The following is a 25493-nucleotide window of genomic DNA, read 5'->3' as shown; positions in this document are numbered from 1 at the left end:
GCGGGGCAGAGCCCCGCTCTACATCAGTCTCAACGCGGCACGAACTTCACCGCACCGCGATAGTCCGGCCAGGCAATCGAGCTCCGGCCGCGCAGGCTGATGGCGCTGGGCACCTGCTTCTTGTCGGTGTCCTCAAATGAGACATCCGGTGCGGTGATGCTGGCCAGGAATGTGGGAATGAACGGCTTGGTCGCGTCCTCGTCCGGAATCACCGGGGCAACGCGGATACCCGTGGTCTTGCCGGCTTCGATAGTCACGGTGCGGATCTTGCTGTTGACGAAAGCTGCACGGTGCATCAGGCGTTCGATGCTGTAGCTTTGGCGCGGCTCCAAGCCCACCACGGTCACCGCGTAGGTCCCGGCGGGCAGCTGCAAGGAGTGGCTGAATCCATAGCGTGTGGTGAAGCCATAATCCAGGTCCACAAAGCGTGGCTCGACCTGCACCAGAACGATTTCCTTGCCATGCAGGCCCCAGGTGATGCCGCCATAGCGGACATCCTCCTGCTGATCGGTACTCAACGTGACTTCCGACGCGAGTCGTTCAACCTGAAGATTCAGGGTGCCGCTCCCGGTGGAAACATCGGCCTTGGCCATGAAACTGCCGAACAGCAGCAGGCCTGCAAGGGTGGTGCGTACGGCAGAGTGCATGGTCGATCCTTGATGTGGGCAGGAACCCCCTGTTCCTGCTCCGTGCCGAGTATGCCTGCGCGGCCTACAGGTAGGCTACTTGCTGTTCGCCAGAACGTGCCATCGCGCTCCCGGGCGGGCAGTCAAACGCCGCGGCATAGGCCGGCAGGTTGGAGGCGGCGACATCCGTGCGCGGTGCCCCAAAGCTGTGCGGATTGGCGGCCAGTTCCAGGCGCAGCCGCTGTGGTGTCTGCAGTTGGCGGTTGGTATGCGCCCAACTGATGAAGAAGCGCTGCTCGCGGCTGAGCCCGTCGATCATCGGGTCTGACGCCGCGCCGCTCTGCTCCCGCAGTGCCTCCAGCGCCAGCATCAGACCGCCCAGATCAGCCATGTTCTCGTTCGCGGTCAGCGTGCCGTTGACCGCCAGGCCTTCGATGCGCTGCTGGTCGTACTGCAGCGCCAGGCGGCGCGACAGGTCCTGGTAGCGCGCACGGTCGTCCTCCGTCCACCAGTGCTGCAGTTGGCCGTTGAGCGCGAACTGGCTGGTTTCGGCCGAGAACGCATGGCTCATTTCATGGCCGATGATCACCCCGATGGCCCCGTAATTGAGCGCGTGATCGGCTTCGGGATCGAAGATGGGCGGCTGCAGGAGCCCGGCCGGGAAGCCCATGTCGTTGTTCATCACGTCAAAGTACGCGTTCACCGAATGAGCGCTGATCCGCCAGCGCTGGGCGTCCAGCGGCTGCCCGATCCGTGCCAGATCCAACCGCTGCTGGAACGTCCGCAGCAGCCGCAGGTTGCGCAGATAGCCGCAGCGCTCGGTGCGCAGTTCCGACCAGTCCGGCCATTGGTCGGGATGACCAATGCGCGGGTTGAGCAGGTCGGCCTTGGCCTGCGCGGTGACCCGGGTGTCCGGGTCCAGCCACAGCGCGGTCGCCAGCCGCCGCTTCAACACCGTGCGCATCTGCTCGACCATCTGGCTGATCCGGCCACGAACCTCCGCAGGGAAGTGTGCGCCGACGTAAGCCTCGCCCAACGCGTCCCCCGCGTACGCATCGATGCTGCCCAGCACCCGCTGCCAGCGCGGTGCCAGGGTCTGGTTCACACCGAGCAGGCGCTGTTGGAAGTCATGCATGGTCTGCACGAAGCGGTCATCCAGATGGGGGCTGGCCGTATCCAGGCAGTGGAAGCGCAGGTAGGTGCGCCAGGTGGCCACGTCGGTGTCGGACAGTGCCGCGCTCACTTCACGGTGGAAGCCGGGCGTGGCCAAAGAAAACCTGATGGAAGGATCCGCGCCCAGTGACTCGAACAATCCGCTCCAACGGAAGTTCGGGGTGAGCACGTCGGCCTCTGCGGCGCGCATGGGATTGTAGGTTTCGGCGAGATTGTCGCGCAGTTCCGCCCGCGAAGTGGATGCGGTGGCCAGACGCTGCTCGAGTGCGAACACGGCGACCGCGTCGTTGTGCGCCTGGTCCGCAGGTGTGCCCGACAGTTCCAGTAGTGCGGCAATGTACGCGCGGTAGTCACGGTGCAGCGCGGCCTGTCGTGCGGACAGGTAGTGCGCGGCCGACGGTAAGCCCAGCCCGCCTTGATAGGCATAGGCGATCTGCGTGCTGCGATTGCCCATGTCCGGTTCGACCACCACACCAAACACCGGATTGCGGCCTTTCAGGGTGAGCAGGTACAGGTGCTTTTCGATGTCCTGCGGCGAGGTCAGTGCGTCAATGGCGGCCAGCTCGCCACGCAGTGGGCGCAGGCGGTCGCTGTTGATGTGGCTTTCGTCCATGCCACTGGTCCACAGGTCGGCGACCACCCGTTGCGCGGGCGTGGGCGCGGGCAGCGTCGCCAGCTGCTCGGCCAGTGCCCGCTGTTGGGTGCGCCCGCGATGCTCCAGCGCGTTGGAGATATGCCAGCGGCTCTGGTTGTCGGCCAGCGCGGTAGTGTTCGCCCAGCGACCGTTGACGTGGTCGTACAGCGACACGCAGGGATCACGTGCGGAATCCAGTTGGGTGGCACGGAAACCCAGCGTGATGGGGGCGTCCAGCGATGCGCTCTGATTGCGCAGCTGATGCGCCGCTTCGGAACCTCGTGCCGCTGCCGAGAGCGCCGCAATGCAGGGATCCCCGGCATGCTGACTCCGCGCCTGCCAGCCGATCCACGCGCCCGCCGTCAGGCTGCCCACGGCGACCAGACTGGCACCCATCAGCATCTGTGGGCAGCTTGCCGGGCGCGCCAGACACCCTGCCGCTGCAGTGCTGGCGGCCTGCAGCGGCACGTCGAGATTGACCGCGGTGTAGCCGCTGCCCGGCGTGCTGGCTTGCGCGCCCGGCAGCATCGTGCCCAGCAGCAGGCCGACGGTGACGGCCTGGGCAACATTGCGAACGTGCAGTACCGGCAGATGCCCTCCAGGGTGCTGCGCCTGCCCATGCGCCTGCGGCGGCTGGCGGCCGCGTAGCGCGCGTTCGAACTGTCCTTGAACCCTGCGTTGCTGGCTTACGATTTCGGTGCGCATGGTGCAGGCCGGTCAGGCGGCCGGCTGGCGCAGCCAGACCTGTGCGGCAGCATGCACGGTATCCACCACGCGCAGCGCGGTGCGGGCATCGACCTGGTCCGGCTGGTCTTCCGCGCTGTTGGGTACGCGCATCGCGCGTGGCAGGCCTACCGCGCCAAAGTCATTGCGCGCGTTGCGCCAGGCATCCAGCTGGCGGCGGAAGGCCCGCTGTTCCTGCGGTTCAAGCTGTCGCGCGTTGTACTCCGGGTAGTGGGCCCAGTCGACCGCAGCTTCGGCGGCCAGCATGTGCTCGCGGGCCTCGAAGAAGCGTATGTCGTGTTCCATCTCGCCGGCGGTGGTCTGGGTGACGCCCAGTGCGGCGACGCCTTCGCGCTGCAGGGCGACCTGGTCCGACGGCAGCCGCCAGGCCGCTGTGTCGGGCAAGCGCAATCCGAAGCGAGGCGCAGCCGCACGCATCTGCTCGGCGAAACTGGATTCCAGCGCGGTCACGGCGCGTGCGCTGCGCTGCTCGGGGAAGTCAAGTGCCTCGCTGACCAGTGCATGGCGATCGGTACCGCTGAGCGCCAGTGCGTTGCCCCAGCCCAGACGATCCAGGTTCACCGCCAGATCCGGACAGGTGCCGTCGACCAGACACTGCTGCACGAAGGCCTTGGCTCCGATCATGCCGCGCTGCTGCAGGTCGGTGATCAGCACCTGAACCCTTGCGCCGGCTGGCAGGCCCTCGTCGCGGAAACGACGTAGCAGGGCGAGCACCGCTGCCACGCCCGAGGCGTTTTCCCACGCACCGCTGGAGCGCGACGCAATGCCCGCGACGTCGCCGTGCGCCATCAGGATCAAAGTGCGTTCGGCGGGACCGGGGCCAGCCAGTTCCAGCCACAGATTGCGGCCGTTGTGCAGGCCGGGCTCGCCCATGTCGGTGGTGGCGTTGATCAGGAAGGCCTGTTCCTGCAGCTGCCAGCCGTCCTGTTCGAACCGATCACAGATGGCAGCCCTGCGCGCCTGGTTGATGTGGCGCTCATAGGCCGGGTCGAAACGGCGGCCGAGACGATTCAATGCCGCGTGCTGCTTGGCGTCCAGCGTGGCCTGGCTGATCTGCTCCACGTCCAGTTGCATCTGCAGTTGCTCGGCGTGGTCCAGTCCACCCAGCAGCTCGGCCGCCTGCACCATCCAGTCCAGGGCAGGAATCTGTGCCTGCGCACCGGGCGGCCAGCTGGCTGCATCGGGCTCTGGCAGTGCGGGCAGCTGTGATTCCGACATCAGGCACTGCAGGGCGCGCTGCTGGACGGCGGGCAGGCGTGCCAGCACGTCGTGGATGCGCGGTGTGGCGCACGCCTCGCCACCCTGGCATTCGCGCACGATCTCCAGCACGTCGGTCTGCGCCTGCGGTGGCAGCAGGGCCAGTACCTCGTCGGCGTGCAGCGCTTGCGGTGACCTCTGCGCTTCCTCGGCCGGAGCGGGAGCGGAGTCCATCGCGGTGAGTCGGCCCAGCCCGAAACCGGTCATCGCGCTGCCCAGCATGCTGATGCCCATGCCCACGCCGGTGGTCAGCACCGCCCGACCGCACTGCCGAGGCTGCACCACGCACACCCCCAGCGCGCCGTTCCCCAGCGTGTGCAGCGAACCGGACAGGGCCGAGGGGGCGGGTGCGTCCTGCTCCATCAACATCCGATAGTCGGGGGCCCCGGGCAGCGCCTGCACGCCACCCGGCACGCCTTGCACTGCTGCGGGGAGCGCAGGTCGCGCCAGCCGCAGAGCGGGCCCAATCATCTGCAGGCAGGCGAACAGCTGCAGCGCGTTGCGCACCTGTAGCGGTGTCGGGCGCGGGCCGAAGCGACCCAGTGCGTTGTGATGTTGACCGGGCTGTACACCACCGGTTTTGCGCTCGAACGTGCCTTGGCTGCGACGTACTGCATCTACATGGGAGATACGCATGGTGACCTCATCAGGTTGGAAGAAGTGCGACGCGCATACGCTGCCGACCGGGCTGGCGCAGGGACATCGGAATCTGCGTAAAAAAAGTGCGCGCCTTGAAGGAAGGGTGTCTGGGCGGCGTATGACAGCGGACAACTCTGTCGTAGCCGGCCTTTTTGCAGCCGGCCGCGAGCGGTGGAATCGCTAAGCACCGCCGCGCGCCGCAGGCAGCGCCAGCCACGCGTCGACTGTGCGACGCACCACATCAAGCGTGGCCAGCGCTTGGCGGATATCCACGTGCTCGGGTTGATCAGCCGCGGTGTGGATGCGCCGCTGGCGGTGCGATTGCGGTAGTGCCTGGTATTCCAGTGCGGCGGTGTCGGACGCCTGGATGTCGCACTCCATGGCAACCGATTCGGTCTGGTTCAAGGTGCCTGCAAGGTAGGCGTCATACCGGCTGGGGCTGAGTCGTGATTCGGCTTGCAGATAGCGGGCGCGTGCGACCTGCAGTGCTCGCTCGGGCGCGACATCGGCTGCGTCCATTCCGCTCAGACCCAGCGCGGCCAGCCCGGCGCGCTGGAAGGCCACATGGTCGGACTGCAGCGTCCAGCCGGGTGTGGCGTGCACCTGCATGCCGACGTCAGCGGCCGCCGCGCGCAGCAGTTGCTCCAGCTGTGCCTCGGCAGGCGTTACGGAGGCCGTGCCGTTGGCGAGAAGCGAATCACCATCCCCGAACCACGCATGGTCTGTCGAGCCGGAGACGCTGATCCCATCGCCGTAGCCAAGAATGTTCAAGTTAAGTGCAACATCCGGGCAACCCGCGGCGGCCAGACAATCGCGGACGTAGGCTTTCGCCCCCTTCAATCCCGCTTCCTCCTTGTCGGTGACCAGCAGTTGCACGCGCGTGCCGTCCGGCAGTCCGGTGTGTTCCAGGTGACGTGCCAGGGCCAGCAGCAGGCCGACCCCGACGCCATTGTCGAGACTGCCGGTGGAGCCGATCTCGGCACCGGCGACGTCGCCATGGGCCAGCACCATCAAGGTGCGCTGCACCGGCTCGCGACCGCACAGCGTGACCCGCAGGTTCTGCCCGCTGGTGCGGTAGGGATGGCTGAACAGCGTGTGCGTGGTGAGGTTGAAGGGTAGTCTCTCCACCGCAAACCCCTCGCTTTCAAACTGCTGGGCGATGCTGTCCTGCCGCGCACGGTTGGTCGCTTCGCGCTTGGCGACAATGCTGCCCGGCTGGGCCTGGGCAGTGCGGGTGGCGTCGGCAATGGCGGCGATGTCCAGCTCCAGCGCGGCCCGCTCGGCGCTGATCTGCGTGCCCAGCAGTTCCGCCAGCCCGCCCATCCAGTCCATGCCCATCGGAATGGCCAGTGCGTGGGCACCGGGGGGCCAGTGCGCAGCGGGCGGAACCTGCTGGACTCCCCGGTTGCCTACGTTGTGTAGTGAGGGCCGCAAATGACCGGTTGCCCGCGGCACCGCACCGGATTCAGTCGTGGTGCCGCCGGGCATGCGCAGCTGGGACAATGCCGCGCTGAGCAGCAGACCGGCCACAACGCAGTCATACCGGTTGCGGATGTGCAGCGGACCGCGCCCGTTCAGTCCGTGGGACAGGCGTTGCGAAGATGCAGTCGCCGGTTGACGCTGCGCCATCCGGGTGTGGAAGCGGCCTTGAACACGGGCGGCGTTGGCGATGTCCTGGGGCATGAAGCGGCATCCTTCTGGAAAGAGAAGGTGCAGCCTGTGTGCCGGTGAAGGCGTTGCCTATCGGAGTGATTGCGAAAATTTCGCAGCGCTTACCCGGTCACACTACCGGCAGGTGTTTGCCCAGCGTGCGGTAGGGCGGGGTGGCCATGACCATTTCCGCCAGGGAATACGCCAGTTCGCGTTCGGCCATCACCGTGCCATCGGCACCGTGCTCCAGCAGGTGCTTCACTTCCGCGTCGCTGTGGGCGCGTGCCAGCAGGGTCAGGCCCGGGTTGAGCGCACGCAGCTTGGCCAGGGTTTCACCCGCTTCCAGCGGCTGCGGAATCGCCAGCACGGCGATCTTGGCGCGTTCCGGGTGGGCTTCGGCCAGTACTTTGTCGGAAGCGGCACTGCCACGGATGCCGGGCAGGCCGGCAGCGTGCGCCTCGGCGACGTGCTCCTTGTTGTCGTCAATGACCAGCACCGGCACGCCGCGTTCGCGCAGCACCTGGGCCAGCGCGCTGCCCACCCGGCCATAGCCGATCACGATGGCATGGTCGTGCAGGTCCAGCGACGGGCCGGGCGGCAGTTCGGTTTCCACCGCCTGCGGCATCGTTTCCTGGTGCTTGGCCAGCCAACGATCGAGCAGGCCGAACACCACCGGGTTGAGCATGATCGAGATCAGCGCACCGGCCAGCACCAGGGCCTGCCCGGTGGGCGGCAGAATCTGCAGGCTGACGCCGAGGCCGGCGATGATGAAGGCGAACTCGCCGATCTGCGCCAGGCTGGCGGAGATGGTCAGCGCGGTGCCATTGGGGTGGCCGAACGCGCGCACGATGAAGAACGCAGCGGCGGACTTGCCGAACATGATGATGGCGGCGGTGGCCAGCACCTGCCACGGGTGCTCGATCAGGATGGCGGGGTTGAACAGCATGCCGACCGAGACGAAGAACAGCACCGCGAAGGCGTCGCGCAGCGGCAGCGAATCGTTGGCGGCCTTGTGGCTGAGTTCGGATTCATTGAGCAGCATGCCGGCGAAGAACGCGCCCAGCGCGAACGAGACACCGAACAGCATGGCCGAGCCGAATGCCACGCCCAGTGCAATGGCCAGCACGGAGAGGGTGAACAGCTCACGCGAGCCGGTGCCGGCAATACGCTCGAGTATCCAGGGAATCACCCGGCGGCCGACCACCAGCATCACGGCGACGAACAGGCCCAGCTGCACGAAGGTCCAGCCGATGCTGGCGAGCACGCTGCCGAGGGTGTGGGTCTGGTTGGCGGCATCGGGGCCGAACACGCCGGCCAGCACGGGCATCATCACCAGGGCGAGCACACAGGCCAGGTCTTCGACGATCAGCCAGCCGACGGCGATCTTGCCGCGCTGGGTTTCCAGCAGGCGGCGTTCTTCCATGGCGCGCAGCAGCACGACGGTACTGGCGGTGGCGAGCGAGAAGCCGAACACGACCCCATGCAGGGTTTCCCAGCCCATCAACCACGCGAGGCCCCAGCCGAGCAGGGTGGCGACCAGAATCTGGCCGATGGCCCCAGGAATGGCGATGGCTTTCACGGCCATCAGGTCTTTCAGCGAGAAATGCAGGCCAACCCCGAACATCAGCAGCATCACGCCGAGCTCGGCGAGCTGGTTGGCCAGGGCCTGGTCGGCGACAAAGCCGGGGGTGAATGGCCCTACACAGATGCCCGCAACCAGATAACCGACCAGCGGAGACAAACGCAGCTTGTTGGCCAGCGCGCCAAAGATGAAGGCGAGCCCCAGGCCAACGGCAACGATGTTGATCAGGTCGGCGTCATGGTGCATCGGGACTCGCAGAAATGGGGGATACCCCGATTTTCACCGATGCAGCCCCATCCGGCAAATTCGGAACGCGTGCATTGACGTAGAGCCGGGCTTGCCCGGCTGCTGTTGGCTCCATGCGACCAACCCTCGATTGCCGGTCTACGTGCTTGGGGCCGACGGGTGGGGGGTACGGAAGATCAACTGCGGTCCTGGCTCCACACCCATCACTCACACCCGCCGCCGAACCACCTCAATTCCCATCTCACGTGCCTCGTGCTCCGCCGCCAGCGTCGCATCCAGGTCCTGCAGCTTCTGCAGCGAGTCCTCAGCCGGCTCACGCAAGGCACCCGGTACGCTCATGTACGCACGCCGGTGCGACGCCTCACCCAGCATTCCCTGCACGATGAACACGTTCTGCGATTCCGGTGTCGCATCGGTGGGTCGACCAGCAGAACGTGATCGATCTGGCTGAAGCCGGTGGATCGCGCCAGATGCGCCAGACTGGCCGCCATCCGCTCGCTCGCCGCATCTGGCTCCCGGCCCAGGCTGGCATCCAAGCGATGGACGCCGTCAATGGCCTGCTGGTGCAGCCGCTCGGAGATATCACTCAGTGATCGTGCGCTGGAGGGTTCCTGCGGGGCCTCCAGCGGAGTATTCGGGCGCGTCGGGCTGGAGGGCTGAAGCCGCTCCGCGTTGCGGATGACATCGATCAGTTCCCTGGGGGTGTCGGTGAGTACGAACTCGCTGGCCTCCAGTTTCTGGCCTGTGACCTTGTGCAGCGTATCTGTGGCCCACGATGCGCAGGTGTTGGTGTAACCCCACTCGACGTTCTCACTCAATGCAGCTTCGAGATGGTGAACCTGCTCCTCGTTCAGCGCAAAGTAGCGGGAAGCGTCAGGCCGGAAGCGGGCCTCCATGCCCACACGAATGTCCGAGCCAGCCCCGTTATCCGGTGTGAGTGGGTGGTTGTCGGGCCAAAGGCCATAGAACTGGGTTTGGCCATTGCGGGAGACGGTCAACCAGGCGTGACCATCAATGAACTGATTGAATGATCCTTGGGTGCGTGGATCTATCTGGCTGTGGATTCCGAGCACTGCTTTGTCGGTCATCGGAATCCCTTATGGAAAGATCTGATCTTCCCCGTCAGCGAAGATCATCACGACGCGAGGGGCGAGTAGCGGGATGTTCTGCAGCGCGGGCCGGGGAGGACCAGGCTCGATATGGCGGCGAAGCATGGTGTCGCACATCGTATTGATCCGGCATCGATCAATGACGACCTTCATCGTGTCGCCTTGCACGATGTAGCTGATGCCTCCCGCATAGAACATGCTTTCGGCGGGCTCCTCGAACTGTATCTGCAGCGTGTACTCCGACACTTGGGTCGCGATGACCGGCTCAAGACTGGATCTGGAATAGCTGGGTTTCACCTGATCTCCTGTGCAGCCGGCCAAGGCGAGCGCCATCGCTGTGGCGAGTGCGCAGGCAGTGGCGTGACGTGCGTTGACATGGAACGTCATGGGGCAACTCCGTGATGCATGCGCGGATCATGGCGGGATGCCACTCAGGCGAGGTCAGGCGCGACATGGGATGACGTTTGCTGTTCGTCAGCGATGGGCCGCCGGTAATGGCGGCCTCCCGTGGCGATTGCGCGGGGTGGGGATCATGGGGACGCGCATGGCGCGTCGCTACGTAGTTCTTTGGCTACGTCGTCGGCCGCCTTTTTGATGGCTTTGCTCACTGCCAGCGGTTCGGTTGCGTGGGGAATCCTGACGACGCGCCGCATGAACATGCGGATGGCTTCGGAGGGCGAGTACTGCCCTTGTGTCACCACCGACTTGAAGTGGCGGCGCAGGTCATCTTCCACTTTCGCCCGGACCCATTTCGGCTTCTGCATGTAAACCTCCAGAACGCGTTGACCCCTGCCAGGACGGCGAGGGGTCGGGAGGTTAGAAACCGCGGCTTGAAAGCAACAAACAATGACGGCGGGCGTATTTCCCCCAAACGGGGGTGTTGTATTAGCCACCCTCCCGACGCAGGACATGAGCAGTTCCAGCGCAGGACAAAATACTGCTTTCAAGACCGGAGTTTCTACGCTCCCGGGGCCACTCTGCTGGAATGCCGTGATGGAAAAAACAGGCAATTGCGAAAGAATCGTGGCGATTTCTTGGCGCGTCAGCAAATCGTGTGACGTGACTGGCGCATGTGGCAGGCGAGAGGTTTGGTGCGCGGGAGGCGGGTGTCGGGGCGCGATGTCGGAATCGGCCGGAGGTTGATGTTGCGAAGTGTGACGTGCGTTGAGGTTTGCGCCGAGGGGTGTGTCTAAGGGCGGGTCGTGTGCGTCATTGGCGCGCGTTTCGATCCGGGGTTCATGCGTTAAAGCGTGTTGGTGGTTTCACGGCGATCGTCTTTCGACCGATCCCACCAGAGCAGGTCAGAGCACCGACAGGAGCAGTGAACCGACAGGGGCAGTGAACCGACAGGGCCAGTGAACCGACAGGGCCAGTGCACTGAGAGGGCCGGTGCACCGACAGATGATGGATTGGTTTTGATTTCCCATGGCCACCGACAATTTGTCGTGGCGGGTCGGGGTGGGCTGGAGGGGGCATGAGCCGCATGGATGCGGCGACTGAGCCTACAAGGACGTACTTGCGGCGTCCCCCGGAACGCCCATCCCGAGCCGCCGAGCCAGAGAGCCCGTGGGCACCGGCTGTTCGCCAAAAGCCAACAGCAGCCGGGCAAGCCCAGCTCTACGGATCCTGTGCAATCAGGCATACCGGTCGCATGCAATCAGGCATACCGGTCGCATGCAATCAGGCATACCGGTCGCATGCAATCAGGCATACCGATCGCATGCAGAGGCCGGTCGGTCGCGTGCAATCAAGCGATACCGACCGGCAGCGGGGGCATCACCACTTGTAGGTGATGCGCCCGTATACGTAGGCACCGTTGAAACCGTACGGCGAGTAGTTGCTGTACGGCAGCATGCCCCAGGTGGAGTTCTGCAGGTCCACCGTGCGGTCCGGGTATTCGTCCAGGATGTTGTCCGCACCCAGGGTCAACGCCCAGTTCGCGCTCGGCTTGTAGCTCACCGATGCATCCAGCACCCACGAGTCGCCGTAGGTCTGGTCGCGCGTCGGCGTGGCCGAGTTGCGTACCGTGAACTCACCATAGCGCGTCGCCGCCAGACTCAGGTCCCAGTGGTCCGAGCGCCACGTGCCGCTCAGAATCGTCTTGTCGCGCGGGTAGCTGTCTTCAATGCGGCCCACCTCGTCACGTCCGATCAGCGACTGGGTCAGCCCCAGCGTGCCGAACACCGCCGGCGAAGCGATGTACTTCTTCACCTCGGTCTCGTTGTAGCTGTATGCCGCCGTCAGCTCCAGCGAGCTCGCGCTGAATGGCACCGTGTAGCTTGCCACCGCATCCACGCCGCGCGTGCGCGTGTCCACCCCGTTGGTGAAGTACGAGAACGCCGTCACCCCCGGCAGCCCCAGACCCGCCAGCAGACTGTTGGTCGCCGCGTTGGTGGTGATGTTCGTCGACAGAATGATGCGGTCGTCGATGTCGATCTGGTACGCATCCACCGTCAGGTACAGCCGGTCCACCGGCTGCAGCACCAGGCCCAGGCTGTACGACGTCGAACTTTCCGCCTTCAGCGGGCTCGCCCCCAGTGCCTGCGCCGCCGCGCTGGTGGTCGGGAAGGTGCCGCGTTCCACGAACGCCCCGTTGACGATCGTGCTGGTCACCGCCTGGTAGCTCTGCTGCGCCAGCGACGGCGCACGGAAGCCGCTCGAGGCCGTCGCGCGCAGCGCCACCTTGTCGGTGAATGCATAGCGCGCCGACAGCTTGCCCGAGAACTTGTCGCCGAAGTCCGAGTAATCCTCGTAACGACCCGTTGCACCGGCCGAGAACTTGTCGGTGAAGTCCGCTTCCAGCCCCGCATACACCGCGTAGTTGTGGCGATCCGCATCCACCGCGTTGAGCGGCGTGAAACCGCCGAAGCCCTGCGCACCCGTGCCGGTGTACGAGTTCGGTTCGCCCGCGCCCTGTTCCCAGGTCTCGCGGCGGTACTCGCCGCCGAACGACAACGTCACCGGGTAGGCCAGACCCCAGTCCAGGGTCTTGGTGATGTCCACATTGCCGATGTCCTGCGCGTACTTCAGCTCGCCCGCATAGAACGAACGCGGGCTGTTCACGCCCAGCGCATAGTTGATCGTGTTGCGGGTGTGGAAATCGATGGTGTTCTCACCATGGTTGTAGCTCACATCCCAGGTCCAGCCGCTTTCGGTGCTGCCCTTCAGCCCGGCCACCACCGAACGGTCCTTGGAGTACTGGTTGATCTGCGGCACGAAGCCGTCAGGATAGGTCTGCGCCAGCAGCGCGCCTTGCCCGCTGTTGTTGCGCGAACGGTAGAACGCGAACGAGGTGATGTCGCGGTTGCTGGCCAGCACCGTCGCGTAGGCCGACAGGCGGTCGCTGAACTGGAAGCTGGCATTGGCCGACGCTGCCGTGGCGTCCACCTGCGGGTCGCCGACCACGAAGGTGGTCTGGCCGATGTCCGGGAAGTTGCCCGTGTTCGGCGTGGTGCCCTGGTAAGGCCCGGCGCGGTTGCTTTCGTCCTGCTGCAGGATCTGTCCGGCCACATGCAGCTTGCCGCGGCCATCGGCAAAGCCGACCCCAGCGTCGCCGGACAGCTGGTAGCGGTTGCCGTCGCCGGCCGAGTACTGGCCGGCGTCCAGCGCCAGGCTGCCGCCGCTGTCCGCACCCTTCAGCACGATGTTGATCACCCCGGCGATCGCATCCGAGCCGTACTGGGCGGACGCGCCGTCACGCAGCACTTCGACCCGCTCGATGGCGGCAATCGGAATCGCATTGATGTCCACCGCCGACGAGCCGCGGCCGATGCTGCCGTTGACGTTGATCTGCGCCGAGGTGTGGCGGCGCTTGCCGTTGACCAGCACCAGCACCTGGTCCGGGGACAGCCCGCGCAGCTGCGCCGGGCGGATGCCGCTGGTGCCGTCGGTCAGGGCCGGGCGCGGGAAATTCAGCGAGGGCAGGGCACGGGCGAGGGCGGTGGCCAGTTCGGTGGTACCCGTGGACTGAAGGGCCTCGGGGGTGATGATGTCGATCGGCGACTGCGACTCGGCCACCGTACGGTCGGCGACGCGGGTACCGGTGACGATCACCGTGTCCAGGGTGCTGGGGGAGGCGGCCGGCGCGGTCTGGGCGCTGGCGGAGAGGGCGGAAGCGCCGAGCACGACGGCAACGGCGGCGGCGAGCGTGGTCTTGCGGTTCATTGAATACGGGCCATTAACGTAGCTGAACAGGTTCCCGGTGCGGGCGCGGACGGTTCCGTGGGAGAGAACGACACCGCCGCGCGCAGACCGGGGCGCGTCAAGTATTCGTTAACGCTAGAATTGCGTCGCAGGAAAGGTGCTTACCAGCACATTCCATTCCGTTATATGGACCCCCTTGATGATCTCCCTTCGTAACTTCGCCTTGCGCCGCGGCGAGCGGCTGCTGTTGTCCAACGTCGACCTGACCCTGCATGCGGGCTACCGCGTGGGCGTGGTGGGCCGCAACGGGGCCGGCAAGTCCAGCCTGTTCGCGGCCGTGCAGGGCGAGCTGGAAGCCGACAAGGGCGACGTCGACTTGCCCGGCAAGATCCGTATTGCCAGCGTGGCCCAGGAAACCCCGGCGCTCCCGGACCCCGCGCTGTCGTTCGTGCTGGAAGGCGACACCGAAGTGGCCGCCGTGCTGCGCGAGGAAGCCGAGGCGACCGCGCGCGAAGACTGGGAGGCGGTGGCCAACGCGCACCAGAAGATGGCCGAAGTGGGTGCCTACGACGCCGAGGCGCGTGCCGGCAAGCTGCTGCACGGCCTGGGCTTCCCCTCCGACACCCACACCCGCGCGGTCGGCGAGTTCTCCGGTGGCTGGCGGGCGCGCCTGAACCTGGCGCGCGCACTGATGATGCCCAGCGACCTGCTGCTGCTCGACGAACCGACCAACCACCTGGATCTGGACGCGGTGTTCTGGCTGGAACAGTGGCTGCTGAAGTACCCGGGCACCCTGCTGCTGATCTCGCATGACCGCGAGTTCCTCGACAACGTGGCCACCCACACCCTGCACCTGCACGGCGGCAGCGCCAAGCTGTACACCGGCGGCTACACCGACTTCGAGCGCCAGCGTGCCGAGCAGTTGCGCCAGCAGCAGATCGCGCATGAGAAGGAACAGGCCGAGCGCGCCCATCTGCAGAGCTTCATTGACCGCTTCAAGGCGTTGGCCAGCAAGGCCACCCAGGCACAGAGCCGGATGAAGCGCCTGGCCAAGCTGACCGGCACCGAGGCGGTGCGCATGGAGCGCGAATTCCGCATTGAATTCGCTCCGCCGACCAAGCTGCCGTTCTCGCTGATCCGTCTGAACGACGTGGAAGCGGGTTACGGCAAGGACGCGGTGATCCTGCACAACGTCGGCTTTGGCTTGGAAGCCGGTCAGCGCATCGGCCTGCTCGGCCCGAACGGTGCCGGTAAGACCACCCTGGTCAAGACCCTGGTCGGCGAACTGGCCCCGGTGGCCGGCGAACGCGCTGCGCACCCGGATCTGCGGATTGGTTACTTCGCCCAGCACACGGTGGAATCGCTGCACGAAGGGCAGTCACCGATGGACCACTTCCGCGAAATTTCGCCGGACGGCAACAACCAGTCGTTCCGCGATTTCCTCGGCAAGTGGAACTTCGCCGGTGATCGCGCGTTTGAATCAGTGGACGGCTTCTCCGGCGGCGAGCGCGCGCGCCTGGCGCTGGCGATGATTGCCTGGCAGCAGCCCAATGTGCTGCTGCTCGACGAACCGACCAACCATCTGGATCTGGAAATGCGCGAGGCCTTGGCCGAAGCGCTGTCCACGTTCGAGGGCGCGATCGTGATGGTTTCGCATGACCGCCATCTGATCGGCCTGGTCTGCGACACGTTCTGGCGTGTGGCGGATGGCGTGGTGGAACCGTTCGATGGCGATCTGGACGAATACGCGGCGTGGCTGCGCTCGCGCCCAGCCGCGCAGGGCACCAAGCAGAAGATGGCTGCGGCCGCGCCGGACCCGGTGCCGCCGACCCCGCCGATGCCGGCGCGCAAGGCCGGCAACCCGGTCAAGCTGGCCGCGGCCGAAGCCAAGGTCAACGAACTGGAAGGCAAGCTGGCCGAGCTGGATCGTCAGCTGGCTGATCCGGCCATCTACGCCGACGCCACCCGCATGGCCGTGCTGGGGCGTGACCGTGAAGCGACCGCGCAGCAGCTGGAGAAGGCCGAGGCCGCGTGGATGGAGTTGATGGCCTGATCCATGGACACGCATGGCGGTTTGCGTGCGCAGGATCATGGCTTTGACACGCATGGCGTGTCACTACGATCCTTGGTCGGGCGACCTGTAGGGACACGCCATGCGTGTCCTCGGGTTGCCGGTTCGTCCGTAGAGCCACGCCCTGCGTGGCTGCGCGGTGCCGAACAGGGTCGAAGCCACGCAGGGCGTGGCTCTACGACACCAGCCATTCGCGGAATCTGCGCGCCGCCTCGCTCTCCGCCCGCGACCGCAACCGCGTCAACCAGTACCGCCCCAACTCCACGGTCTGCGTAAACGGCTGCACCAGCCGCCCTTCCGCCAGATCCTGTTCGAACATCCGCAACGGCAGCAGTGCGACCCCGGCACCGCCCGCTGCCGCCGCGGCCAACGTCAGCGACGAATCAAACACCGGCCCACGCGCCTCCACGGCTGCCGCGCCGGCGGCCTGCAGCCAGCGCGCCCATTCGTCGGCACGGTAGGAACGCAGCAACGACACCTGAACCAGATCGCGCGCTTCACGCAGTTCCCGTGCCAACGCCGGCGCGCACACCGGCGCAAATGGCGCATCCAGCACGGGCGTGCACGCCTGTCCCTGCCAGTCGCCGTCGCCGAAACGGATCGCCAGATCCAACCCTTCGCCCGCCAGATCAATCCGGTTGTTGTGGGTCTGCAGGCGCAGTTCGATATCGGGATGCCGGGAATTGAAATCCGCCAGCCGTGGCAGCAGCCAGCCGGTGGCGAACGTGCCGACCACACCCACGCTCAGCACTTCGCGGTAGCGCCCGCCGGCAACGCCACCGAGCCCGCTGCTGATGCGGTCGAACGCCTCGTTGAGCACCGGGTACAACCGCGCCCCTTCCTCGGTCAGCGCCACCCCTCGCGGCAGGCGGTGGAACAGCACCACGCCCAGGCGATCTTCCAGCCCCCGGATCTGGTGGCTCAGCGCCGCCTGGCTGACGCACAACTCCAGCGCCGCCCGGGTGAAGTTCAGGTGGCGGGCAGCGGCCTCGAAGGCGCGCAGGGCGTTGAGCGGGAGCTGGGGGCGGAGCATGCGGAGCCGTGAGCGAGGTTGATGGCAGATGGTAGCTGGTGCCGCTGATGTATCAATAAATCTTATGGCTCTTCTTCAAATTTCGCGCTGGTTGCCAAGGGGGCGATTGGGGATAGTGCGTTGCCGGCCCGGTAGTGCCGGCCGCTGGCCGGCAACTCGACCCAGCCAGGTAGTACCGGCCGCTGGCCGGCAACCAAACCCCGCCAAGGAGACCCAGCATGCTCGCCCGCCGCCAGTTCCTGCAGTTCACCGCCGCCGCCATGGCGGCCACCGTTGCCAGCCAGGCCCTGGCCAAAACGCCGCCGATGGCCGCAGGTCCCCAGCCCCAGGCCATCGACTTCGCAGCCCTGGAAAAGGCCAGCGGCGGTCGCCTCGGCGTCACCCTGCTCAATACAGCCACCGGCAAGCGGGTAGGCCACCGCCAGGACGAACGCTTCCCGATGTGCAGCACCTTCAAGTTCGTGCTGGCATCCACCGTGCTGCACCACGCAGACCGTGGCACGCTGTCGCTGGATCGCCGCCTGCCAGTGCGCGCGCAGGACATGCTGTCGCACGCCCCGGTGACCAAGCGCCACGTCGGCAACGACCTGACCGTACGCGACCTGTGCCGCGCCACCATGGTGACCAGTGACAATCCGGCGGCGAACCTGCTGCTGGGTGTAGTGGGCGGTCCAGCCGGCGTGACCGCGTTCCTGCGTGCCAATGGCGATGCGGTGACCCGCAACGACCGGCTGGAGCCGGAGATGAACGAGTTTGCGCCCGGCGACCCGCGCGATACCACCAGCCCGGCGGCCATGGCCGCCAGCCTGCAGCGCTTCGTGCTCGGGGATGTCTTGAAGCCCGCCTCGCGGCTGCAACTGGCGGACTGGCTGATCGACAACGAAACCGGCGATGCACGGTTGCGTGCCGGTCTGTCGAAGGCGTGGCGGGTGGGTGACAAGACCGGCAGCAACGGCGAAGACACCACCAATGACATCGCGATCCTGTGGCCACTGGCCGGCGGCACGCCGTGGGTGCTGACCACCTACCTGCAGGGCGCGACGGTGGACGACGCCGGCCGCAACGATGTGCTGCGGCAGGCGGCCGTCATTGCCGAACGTTTGATCGGCGGGGCAAACAATCAGGTCGCGTCCGTTCCCCGCACCGCGTCCAGAAACTCACGCCCCCAACGGTCTACGTCGTAATACTCCACGCTGCCGAACAACTGGCGCATGCGTCCGCCGGCTTCTTCCTCCGGCATCGACAACGCCTGCAGCAACCCGGCGGTCAGATCAGCCGGGTCATGTGGATTGGTCAGCACCGCGCCCTTCAGCTCCGCGGCCGCCCCAGCGAACTCACTCAGCACCAGCACGCCGTTGCTGCCCTCAATGCCGTGCGTGGCCACGAACTCCTTGGCAACCAGATTCAGCCCATCGCGCAGCGGGGTGATCCACATCACCTGCGCCGCCGCGTAATGCGCGACCACCTCTTCAAACAGCAGCGCCTGCGCGAAGAAGCGCACCGGGGTCCAGTCCAGGCGCGAGAAGCGCCCGTTGATGCGCCCGACCGCCTGCTCGATCTGGTTCTGCAGGGTGCGGTACACGGTCATCTCGCGCGCGGCAGGCACGCACACCATCAGCAGGGTCACCTTGCCCTGGCGGTCCGGATGCTGCTCCAGCAGGCGCTCGAACGCTTCCAGCTTGGCCAGCGTGCCCTTGGTGTAGTCCAGGCGCTCCACCGACAACACCAGCTTGCGCGCGCCGATCTCCCGGCGCAGCTTGAAGATGTCGTTGCGTACCGAAGGTTTGGCCAGCACGTTGTGGATGCGGCGCAGGTCGGTACCCACCGGATGCGCGCCCAGCGCGACCTCGCGGTCGCCCACGCGCAGTCGGGTGGTCATGGTGTCCAGGCCCACCGCACAGCCATAGGTGAGGAAGCGCGGTGCGCAGCTTTCCCAGGCCAGGCGTTCGGCGGGCATCGCGCCCCGCACCACGTCGACGAAGTTCTCCACCTGACGCGGAATATGGAAGCCGATGTAATCGCAGCTCAGCAGGCTGCCGATGATCTCGCGCCGCCACGGCACCACGTTGAACACGTCGGCCGAGGGGAAGTAGGTGTGATGGAAGAAGGCAATCTTCAGGTCCGGGCGCAGCTCGCGCAACGTGGCCGGCACCATCCACAGGTTGTAGTCGTGGATCCACACCGTCGCTCCGTGTGCGGCTTCCGCAGCGGTGGCTTCGGCGAAGCGGCGGTTCACCTTCAGGAACACCTGCCAGTCGTCCTCGCGGAAGCGCGCGCGCTCCCAGAACACGTGCAGCATCGGCCAGAACGCTTCCTTGGAAAAGCGCTTGTAGAAGATGTCCACTTCCTGACGGGTCAGCGGCACCCGCGCGGCGGTGAGCGTGGGGTAGCGTTCTGCATCAACGGTGACATGGGTCTGGAACGGACCGCGTTTCGGGTCATCAATGCCCCAGGCCACCCAGGAGCCCTTCTGGCCGCCCTCAAAGAAACTCAGCAGCGACGGGATGATGCCGTTGGGCGAGCGCGGTGGGCGCTGCACCAGGGTGTCGCCCTCCATGACCTCGTCGAACGGCATGCGGTGGTAGACCATGACCAGGTCGGAGCCTTCGGCGCGCGCAGTGGCTGGCGGCTTCCAGAATGCGTCGTCGGCGGCCAGAAGACCAAAGTGCTCGATCGCTTCCAGAATGCCGCCGCAGCCCGGCGCAGTGGCGTGGTAGGTGTTGTCCAGCGCAGCGGTGGCGTCGGTCAATGCGGGCTCGGATTCGCCCACGCACACGCCGCGGAAACCAGAGGTGTACATCGACAGGTCGTTGAGGGTGTCGCCGGCCACCAGAATGCGCTCGCGCGGCAGGTCCAGCAGGCGCGCCAGCGCGGCCAGGGTGCGCCCCTTGTCGGTATCCGGCGGCAGGATGTCCAGGTAGCGGTCAGCCGAGTACAGCACGTCGCAGCCCAGCGCCTGCGCGGCGGCCTGGATCTGGCTGCGTAACGGAGCCAGCGTGGCCGGGTCGCAGAAGTACGAACAGCGCCGCTCCTGCGGTACGTCCTGGCGCTGCAGGGCGGTGAACGGGCGCATCGCCGCGGCCACGACCTGTTCGCCGGGCCAGTGTGCGTCGATCATCGATTGCAGGGGTTGCAGCGGCTGCAGGGTGCGGCCATCGACCACGGTTGCGCCAACGTCGCAGACCACGTAGTCGGGGCGGGGAATGGCGGGGTCGGAGAGCAGCGGCATCACTGCTTCCAGGCCGCGGCCGGTGATGAAGATGAGCGCGATATCGGGGTGCTGGTCGACCAGCCGGTACAGGCGGTGACGTGCGGCGGCGTCGCCGGCGAGAAAGGTGCCATCCAGATCGGTGGCCAGAATGAGTTGCGGGGCCGATGCGGCCGGGGTGTTGCGGGTTGATGAGGGATTGGCGGGTGTGGATACAGTCAATGCACTTCCTTATTGGAGTTGAAAGAAGAAGGGGTGTCAGGCGCAGGTTCGGCGTCGGTTTCCGGCATCAGTTCCAGCGCGGCCGGGGTGGTGCGCAGCATCGGGCGGAACAGCACCGGGTGCGTGCGCAGGCGCGAGAAACTGAGCAGGCGCGCGGTGGCGAACAATGCCAGCAGCATCAGCGCCACCGCGAAGTACAGCGGCAATGCCGCCGGCCCGAACCGCTGCATGGCCACGCCGGCGATGGCCGGGCCCAATGCCGCACCGACGCCATGCACCAGCAGCAGGCTGGAGCAGCCCGACAGCAGGTCCTCGCGCGGCAGGTAGTCCAGCATGTGCGCCACCGCGAACGGATACAGCGAAAACGCCAGCCCGCCGTACACGAAGATCAAGCCGAACAGCAGGTGGGTCTGCAGCTGGATCATCGGCAGCGACATCAGCACCGCCAGGCCGGCAGCGACCAGGCTCAGTGCGACCAGCCCGGTGCGGCGGTCATGGCCGTCGCTGATCCGGCCCAGCGGCCATTGCAGCAACGCACCGCCGGCAATCGCGGTCAGCATGAAGCGGGCCACGCCGTCCTCGTTCAGCCCGACCTGGCCCGCATACACCGGCAGCAGGCCCCAGAACGCGCCCATGGCCAGCCCCGACAGTGCGGCGGCAACGCTGGCCACCGGGGCCATGGCATACAGGCGGCTGAGTTTGAGGCGCGGCACCGACGGCACCTCCGGTTGCCGCAGCCGCGTCGCCGTGACCGGCAGCATGGCCGCGCAGACCAGCATCGCAATCAGCATGAACATCGACGTTGCCGCAGCATTGCCGAGCATCAGCAGGATCTGCCCCAGCGCCAGCGCCGACAGGTTCACCACCATGTACAGCGAGAACGCACGGCCCCGTTGTTGCGGGTCGGGCTCGGCGTTGAGCCAGCTTTCGATCACCGTGTACAGGCCCACCAGGGCGATGCCGGTGATGACACGCAGCAGGCCCCACGCCCAGGCGTTCACCCACAGCGGGTGCAGCAGCACCGCAATGGCGGCGAGGGCGGCGAAGAAGGCGAACGCGCGGATATGGCCAATGCGGCCAATGAGCGAAGGCGCGACGAACGTGCCCAGGAAGAAACCGGCGAAATAGCCGGACATCACCAGACCCAGCGTGCCAGCACCAAAGCCAGCCTGGGCTCCGCTCACCGCCAGCAGGGTGCCCAGAAGCCCGCTGCCCGTAAGGAGCAGCGCTACGCCTGTGAGCAGGGCGGTCAGCCGCAACACGCGTGCGACCTTCGTGGGGAAGGCGAACCGGTCACGACAAGGACCATAACACAGCGGGGATGAAGCCCTGGTTGCAGCGCGCTGACATCGGCGACGTTGCATTTGCGCTGCACAGCGCTGCGGGCTAGGGTGTTGGCATGAATGTCATCAAACTTCTTCCGTTGACGGGCGCGCTGCTGCTGGCGGCGTGCAATGGCCAGCGTGACAACGTTGCGCACGATGTGTCGCAGGCCCCGGCTGACGCGTTCATGGCGGCCGTGGCGGCGCATTGCGGTGAGGCCTTTGAAGGCCGCATTGCGGTGAATGAGCCGAAGACGGACGCGCCTGATCCGTTCGATGGCAAACGCCTGGTCATGCATGTGCGCGGTTGTGAAGATTCGGCGCACGAGCTGCGCATTCCGTTCCATGTCGGGGACGATCACTCGCGCACGTGGGTGCTGACCCGCACCGAAAACGGGCTGCGCCTGAAGCACGATCACCGGCATGAAGATGGCAGCCCGGATGCGGTGACGATGTACGGCGGCGACAGCAAGCCGCCGGGTACGGCGCAGCGGCAGGCTTTTCCGGTGGATTCCGATTCGGTGGCGATGTTCCGCAAGGACAACATGGCGGTCTCCACCACCAACACCTGGGCAATGGAGATCGAGCCGGACCAGCGGTTCGTCTATGAGCTGACCCGTCCGGATGGCCGCCGCTTCCAGGTGGTGTTCGACCTCAGCAAGCCGGTGGCGCTGCCACCGGCTCCCTGGGGCGGTTGAGGCGTGCCGACCAACGGTCGGCACCTACCGGTCAATGTCCCGCCATCCGGTAGCGCCCGACCGTTGGTCGGGCGGGGAACCGTCAGCGCACCCCGAAGCGCGCCCGGCAGCCGTTGCTGACCCAGATGCTGCTGCCGCGATAGCCCCAGCTGCGGCCCTGCACGCAGGGGCTGCCGGACAGCTGCTCGATCAGCACCGGGCGGCCCTGGCGGCCGTCCCAGGCGCAGGTCTGGGTGCGGTTGCCGGTGCTGCTGCAGGTGACGCTGTAGTTGCTGCCACCACCACCGCCCCAGCCGCCGCGCCCCTGCACGAACTCGGCCCGGCAGCCGCCGCTGACCCACACCGAACCATTGCGCGAGCCCCAGTTGCTGCCCTCCACGCAGCGGGTGTTGGACAGCTGGCGTGACAGCCGCGCGCTGGACCAGCCGGTGGGGCAGCTGCGCTGGCGGTTGTCGTTGCTTTCACAGCGGATCACGCTGGTGTGGCCGGGGTTGGTGCCGGTCCAGCCGCCCCCGCCGCCGTTCCAGCCGCCGTTGCCGCGCAGCGAGGTGGCGATGTCCTGTTTGATGCGGGAAAAGCCCCAGTTGGAGCGGTTCACCTGGTCCAGATAGAAGCGCATCTGGTCGTCCGGAATGCGGCGACCGCCGGATTGTTCGGCGTATTCCTGGGAAATGACCCGCTGCTGGTCGTTGACGGACAGGGTTCGCAGGTTCTCGGGCGCATAGGCCCGGGTATTGACCTGGGCCTGCAGGGCCGGAGCGGCGCAGGCCAGCAGGACGGTGAGACAGACCACGAGACAACGTTTCATGACGCTTTCCCCTTGCGGTCGGTGGTGCGCGGACTATGGTCCGGCCCCTATTAAGGGGGCGTGTAAGGCGGTTCACTGTTCAGGATTTGCCCCGGCCGGGGCGCTGGCCGCAGAATAACGGGCTGACCGGTGCCAACAGGCCCGGCAATCTCCTGCGGAGCTTTTACCCCCATGCGTACCCACTTCTGCGGCCTGGTCGACGAGACCCTGATTGGCCAGACTGTCACCCTCGCCGGCTGGACCGACGTTGCCCGTAATCTGGGCGGCGTGTGCTTCATCGATCTGCGCGATCATGAAGGCATCGTGCAGGTGACGGTGGAGCCGGAAAACGCAGAGGTGTTCAAGGTCGCGGCCAGCCTGGGCTACGAGGACGTGCTGCAGGTGGAAGGCGTGGTGCGCATGCGCCATGCCGTAAACGACAAGATCCGCAGCGGCCAGGTGGAGATCGTCGCCACCCGCATCACCGTGCTGAACAAGGCCGAGCCGCTGCCGTTCCACGCGCATGAAAACCCGGGCGAGGAAACCCGCCTGAAGTACCGCTATCTGGACCTGCGCCGCCCGGAAATGCAGCGCATGCAGCGCACCCGCATCAAGCTGGTGCAGGCGCTGCGCCGCCATCTGGACGAGAAGGGCTTCCAGGACATCGAAACCCCGATCCTGACCAAGGCCACCCCGGAAGGCGCGCGCGACTTCCTGGTGCCGGCACGCATGCACCCGGGCGAGTTCTATGCACTGCCGCAGAGCCCGCAGCTGTTCAAGCAGATCCTGATGGTGGCCGGCTTCGACCGCTACTACCAGATCGCGCGCTGCTTCCGCGACGAGGCCCTGCGTGCCGACCGCCAGCTGGAATTCACCCAGCTGGACATGGAATTCGCCTTCGTGCGCGAGCGCGACGTGCAGGACTTCGTGGAAAACATGATCCGCGCCATCTTCAAGGAAGTGGTGGATGTGGAGCTGGCCGCCAGCTTCCCGCGCATGACCTGGGCCGAGGCCATGCGCCGTTACGGCTCGGACAAGCCGGACCTGCGCATCGCGCTGGAACTGGTGGACGTGGCGGAGCTGGTCAAGGGCAGCGAGTTCCCGGTGTTCACCGCCGCTGCCGCTGATCCGGACGGCCGCGTGGCCGCGCTGCGCATCCCGGGCGGGGCCAGCCTGTCGCGCAAGCAGATTGATGAGTACGCCGCCCACGCCGCCAAGTACGGTGCCAAGGGCCTGGCCTACATCAAGATCGCCGAGAACGGCGAAGTCAGCTCGCCGATCGCCAAGTTCTTCAGCGAAGAAGCCTTCGCTGCGCTGTTGGCCCACGTCGGTGCCGGCAATGGCGACATCGTGTTCTTCGGTGCGGGTGGTTACAACAAGGTGTCCGACTTCATGGGTGCGCTGCGCCTGAAGGCCGGCAAGGACTTTGGTCTGGTTGCGGCCGGCTGGGCTCCGCTGTGGGTCACCGACTTCCCGATGTTCGAGTTCGACGACGAAGCCCAGCGCTACGTCGCCCTGCATCACCCCTTCACCGCGCCGGCCGTGGATGACATCGACGACCTGCGTGCCAACGCCAAGACCGCGGTCTCGCGTGGCTACGACATGGTGCTCAACGGCAACGAGATCGGTGGCGGTTCGATCCGTATCCACCGTCCGGACATGCAGAGCGCGGTGTTCGAACTGCTGGGCATTGGCGCGGAAGAAGCCGAAGCCAAGTTCGGCTTCCTGCTCGACGCGCTGCGCTACGGCGCACCGCCGCACGGTGGCATCGCCTTCGGCATCGACCGTATTGCCGCACTGATGGCCGGCACCGAGTCGATCCGCGACGTCATCCCGTTCCCGAAGACCACCAGCGCGCAGTGCCTGATGACCGGTGCCCCGTCGCCGATCCCGGACGAGCAGCTGGCCGAAGTGCACATCCAGGTCCGCCCGCGTAAAGCCTGACACGTTCCCCGGTAGTGCCGGCCGCTGGCCGGCAACCCCAGACATCACAACCACACAAGGAAACCCAGCAATGACCGAAGCATCCTTCAATCTGGAATGGGAAAAGCTGGGCAACGTCGGTTCCGACGCCAACCTGGTTACCGAGCGCGCCCGCGTCTTCGGCGGCTGGCTGGTCCGCGTGGGCACCAGCCCCGCCGCGATGGCGCTGACCTTCGTGGTCGACGGCGAAGGCCGCTGGGACGGTGAAGACTTCGGCGTCGAAGACTACGAGGACGAAGAAGAAGACGACCTCGACGAAGACGAAGAGGAAGACGAGGAAGAGTACGAGGACGAAGAGGAAGAAGACGGCGAAGAAGAAGACGCCGCCACCGACGGAGCCAAGGCCTGAGGCCTGGCCTGATCGTC

The 25493-nt window shown here is 66.3% G+C and carries 18 protein-coding genes and 1 pseudogene; 5 read left to right on the top strand and 14 right to left on the bottom strand.

What is annotated here, in order from left to right:
- Positions 1–29: 29 nt before the first annotated feature.
- The 10 genes from PDM29_RS02605 to PDM29_RS02560 all read right to left on the bottom strand — a co-directional run bounded on the left by PDM29_RS02605 (position 30) and on the right by PDM29_RS02560 (position 13824).
- Positions 30–647, bottom strand: coding sequence for a hypothetical protein (locus PDM29_RS02605; RefSeq protein ID WP_311192346.1), 618 nt, complete (start codon positions 645–647; stop codon positions 30–32).
- A gap of 64 nt (positions 648–711) precedes the next feature.
- Entirely contained in the window at positions 712–3138 is a 2427-nt protein-coding gene (locus PDM29_RS02600; protein WP_311192345.1) for a M13 family metallopeptidase, read from the bottom strand.
- A 12-nt stretch (positions 3139–3150) separates the two neighbouring features.
- A complete protein-coding gene (locus PDM29_RS02595) occupies positions 3151–5070 on the bottom strand; it encodes a M28 family metallopeptidase (protein ID WP_311192344.1) in 1920 nt (639 codons plus the stop codon).
- A 183-nt stretch (positions 5071–5253) separates the two neighbouring features.
- Positions 5254–6756 (bottom strand): M28 family metallopeptidase, encoded by a 1503-nt coding sequence (locus PDM29_RS02590; RefSeq protein WP_311192343.1) that lies wholly within the window; start codon positions 6754–6756, stop codon positions 5254–5256.
- Between the two features lie 97 nt (positions 6757–6853).
- The gene (gene ybaL, locus PDM29_RS02585; RefSeq protein ID WP_311192342.1) at positions 6854–8551 is read right to left on the bottom strand and encodes a YbaL family putative K(+) efflux transporter; all 1698 of its coding nucleotides are present in this window, start codon (positions 8549–8551) and stop codon (positions 6854–6856) included.
- Positions 8552–8758: 207 nt separating this feature from the next.
- On the bottom strand, positions 8759–8890 hold the full coding sequence (locus PDM29_RS02580; protein WP_311192341.1) for a hypothetical protein: 132 nt from the start codon (positions 8888–8890) through the stop codon (positions 8759–8761).
- Complete coding sequence (locus PDM29_RS02575; protein WP_311192340.1) at positions 8887–9639, bottom strand: XVIPCD domain-containing protein; 753 nt, start codon at positions 9637–9639, stop codon at positions 8887–8889. Before PDM29_RS02575 ends, PDM29_RS02580 begins: the two co-directional genes overlap by 4 nt.
- A gap of 9 nt (positions 9640–9648) precedes the next feature.
- On the bottom strand, positions 9649–10047 hold the full coding sequence (locus PDM29_RS02570; protein WP_311192339.1) for a hypothetical protein: 399 nt from the start codon (positions 10045–10047) through the stop codon (positions 9649–9651).
- A gap of 143 nt (positions 10048–10190) precedes the next feature.
- Positions 10191–10424: a hypothetical protein gene (locus PDM29_RS02565; protein ID WP_311192338.1), complete on the bottom strand. Its 234-nt coding sequence runs from the start codon at positions 10422–10424 to the stop codon at positions 10191–10193.
- Positions 10425–11436: 1012 nt separating this feature from the next.
- The gene (locus PDM29_RS02560) at positions 11437–13824 is read right to left on the bottom strand and encodes a TonB-dependent receptor plug domain-containing protein (RefSeq protein WP_311192337.1); all 2388 of its coding nucleotides are present in this window, start codon (positions 13822–13824) and stop codon (positions 11437–11439) included.
- 178 nt (positions 13825–14002) lie between these two features.
- Here PDM29_RS02560 and PDM29_RS02555 point away from each other — a divergent pair, with 178 nt between their 5' ends.
- On the top strand, positions 14003–15856 hold the full coding sequence (locus PDM29_RS02555) for an ABC-F family ATP-binding cassette domain-containing protein (RefSeq protein ID WP_311192336.1): 1854 nt from the start codon (positions 14003–14005) through the stop codon (positions 15854–15856).
- Positions 15857–16049: 193 nt separating this feature from the next.
- On the opposite strand, the gene PDM29_RS02550 is transcribed toward PDM29_RS02555, so the two are convergent.
- Positions 16050–16907, bottom strand: a complete 858-nt coding sequence (locus tag PDM29_RS02550) for a LysR family transcriptional regulator (protein WP_311192335.1) — start codon at positions 16905–16907, stop codon at positions 16050–16052.
- A 218-nt stretch (positions 16908–17125) separates the two neighbouring features.
- Here PDM29_RS02550 and blaL2 point away from each other — a divergent pair.
- Positions 17126–18016, top strand: a pseudogene (blaL2, locus tag PDM29_RS02545) (L2 family extended-spectrum class A beta-lactamase); the annotation flags it as partial.
- Between the two features lie 11 nt (positions 18017–18027).
- On the opposite strand, the gene ggpS reads toward blaL2, so the two are convergent.
- Positions 18028–20337 (bottom strand): glucosylglycerol-phosphate synthase, encoded by a 2310-nt coding sequence (gene ggpS, locus PDM29_RS02540; protein WP_425508707.1) that lies wholly within the window; start codon positions 20335–20337, stop codon positions 18028–18030.
- On the bottom strand, positions 20334–21599 hold the full coding sequence (locus PDM29_RS02535) for an MFS transporter (RefSeq protein ID WP_311192333.1): 1266 nt from the start codon (positions 21597–21599) through the stop codon (positions 20334–20336). Before PDM29_RS02535 ends, ggpS begins: the two co-directional genes overlap by 4 nt.
- Positions 21600–21736: 137 nt before the next feature.
- Between PDM29_RS02535 and PDM29_RS02530 the strand changes: the two genes are divergently transcribed.
- A complete protein-coding gene (locus PDM29_RS02530; RefSeq protein ID WP_311192332.1) occupies positions 21737–22357 on the top strand; it encodes a hypothetical protein in 621 nt (206 codons plus the stop codon).
- Positions 22358–22439: 82 nt separating this feature from the next.
- On the opposite strand, the gene PDM29_RS02525 is transcribed toward PDM29_RS02530, so the two are convergent.
- A complete protein-coding gene (locus tag PDM29_RS02525) occupies positions 22440–23165 on the bottom strand; it encodes a DUF3011 domain-containing protein (protein ID WP_311192331.1) in 726 nt (241 codons plus the stop codon).
- 171 nt (positions 23166–23336) lie between these two features.
- Between PDM29_RS02525 and aspS the strand changes: the two genes are divergently transcribed.
- Complete coding sequence (gene aspS, locus PDM29_RS02520; RefSeq protein WP_311192330.1) at positions 23337–25088, top strand: aspartate--tRNA ligase; 1752 nt, start codon at positions 23337–23339, stop codon at positions 25086–25088.
- A gap of 70 nt (positions 25089–25158) precedes the next feature.
- Entirely contained in the window at positions 25159–25476 is a 318-nt protein-coding gene (locus tag PDM29_RS02515) for a DNA primase (RefSeq protein ID WP_311192329.1), read from the top strand.
- Positions 25477–25493: the final 17 nt, after the last annotated feature.

The organism is Stenotrophomonas oahuensis, assembly GCF_031834595.1.
In the GTDB taxonomy this organism is placed as follows: domain Bacteria; phylum Pseudomonadota; class Gammaproteobacteria; order Xanthomonadales; family Xanthomonadaceae; genus Stenotrophomonas; species Stenotrophomonas oahuensis.
The sequence above is the reverse complement of the archived record's forward strand: the minus strand, read 5'-3'. Positions and strand labels throughout refer to the sequence as shown.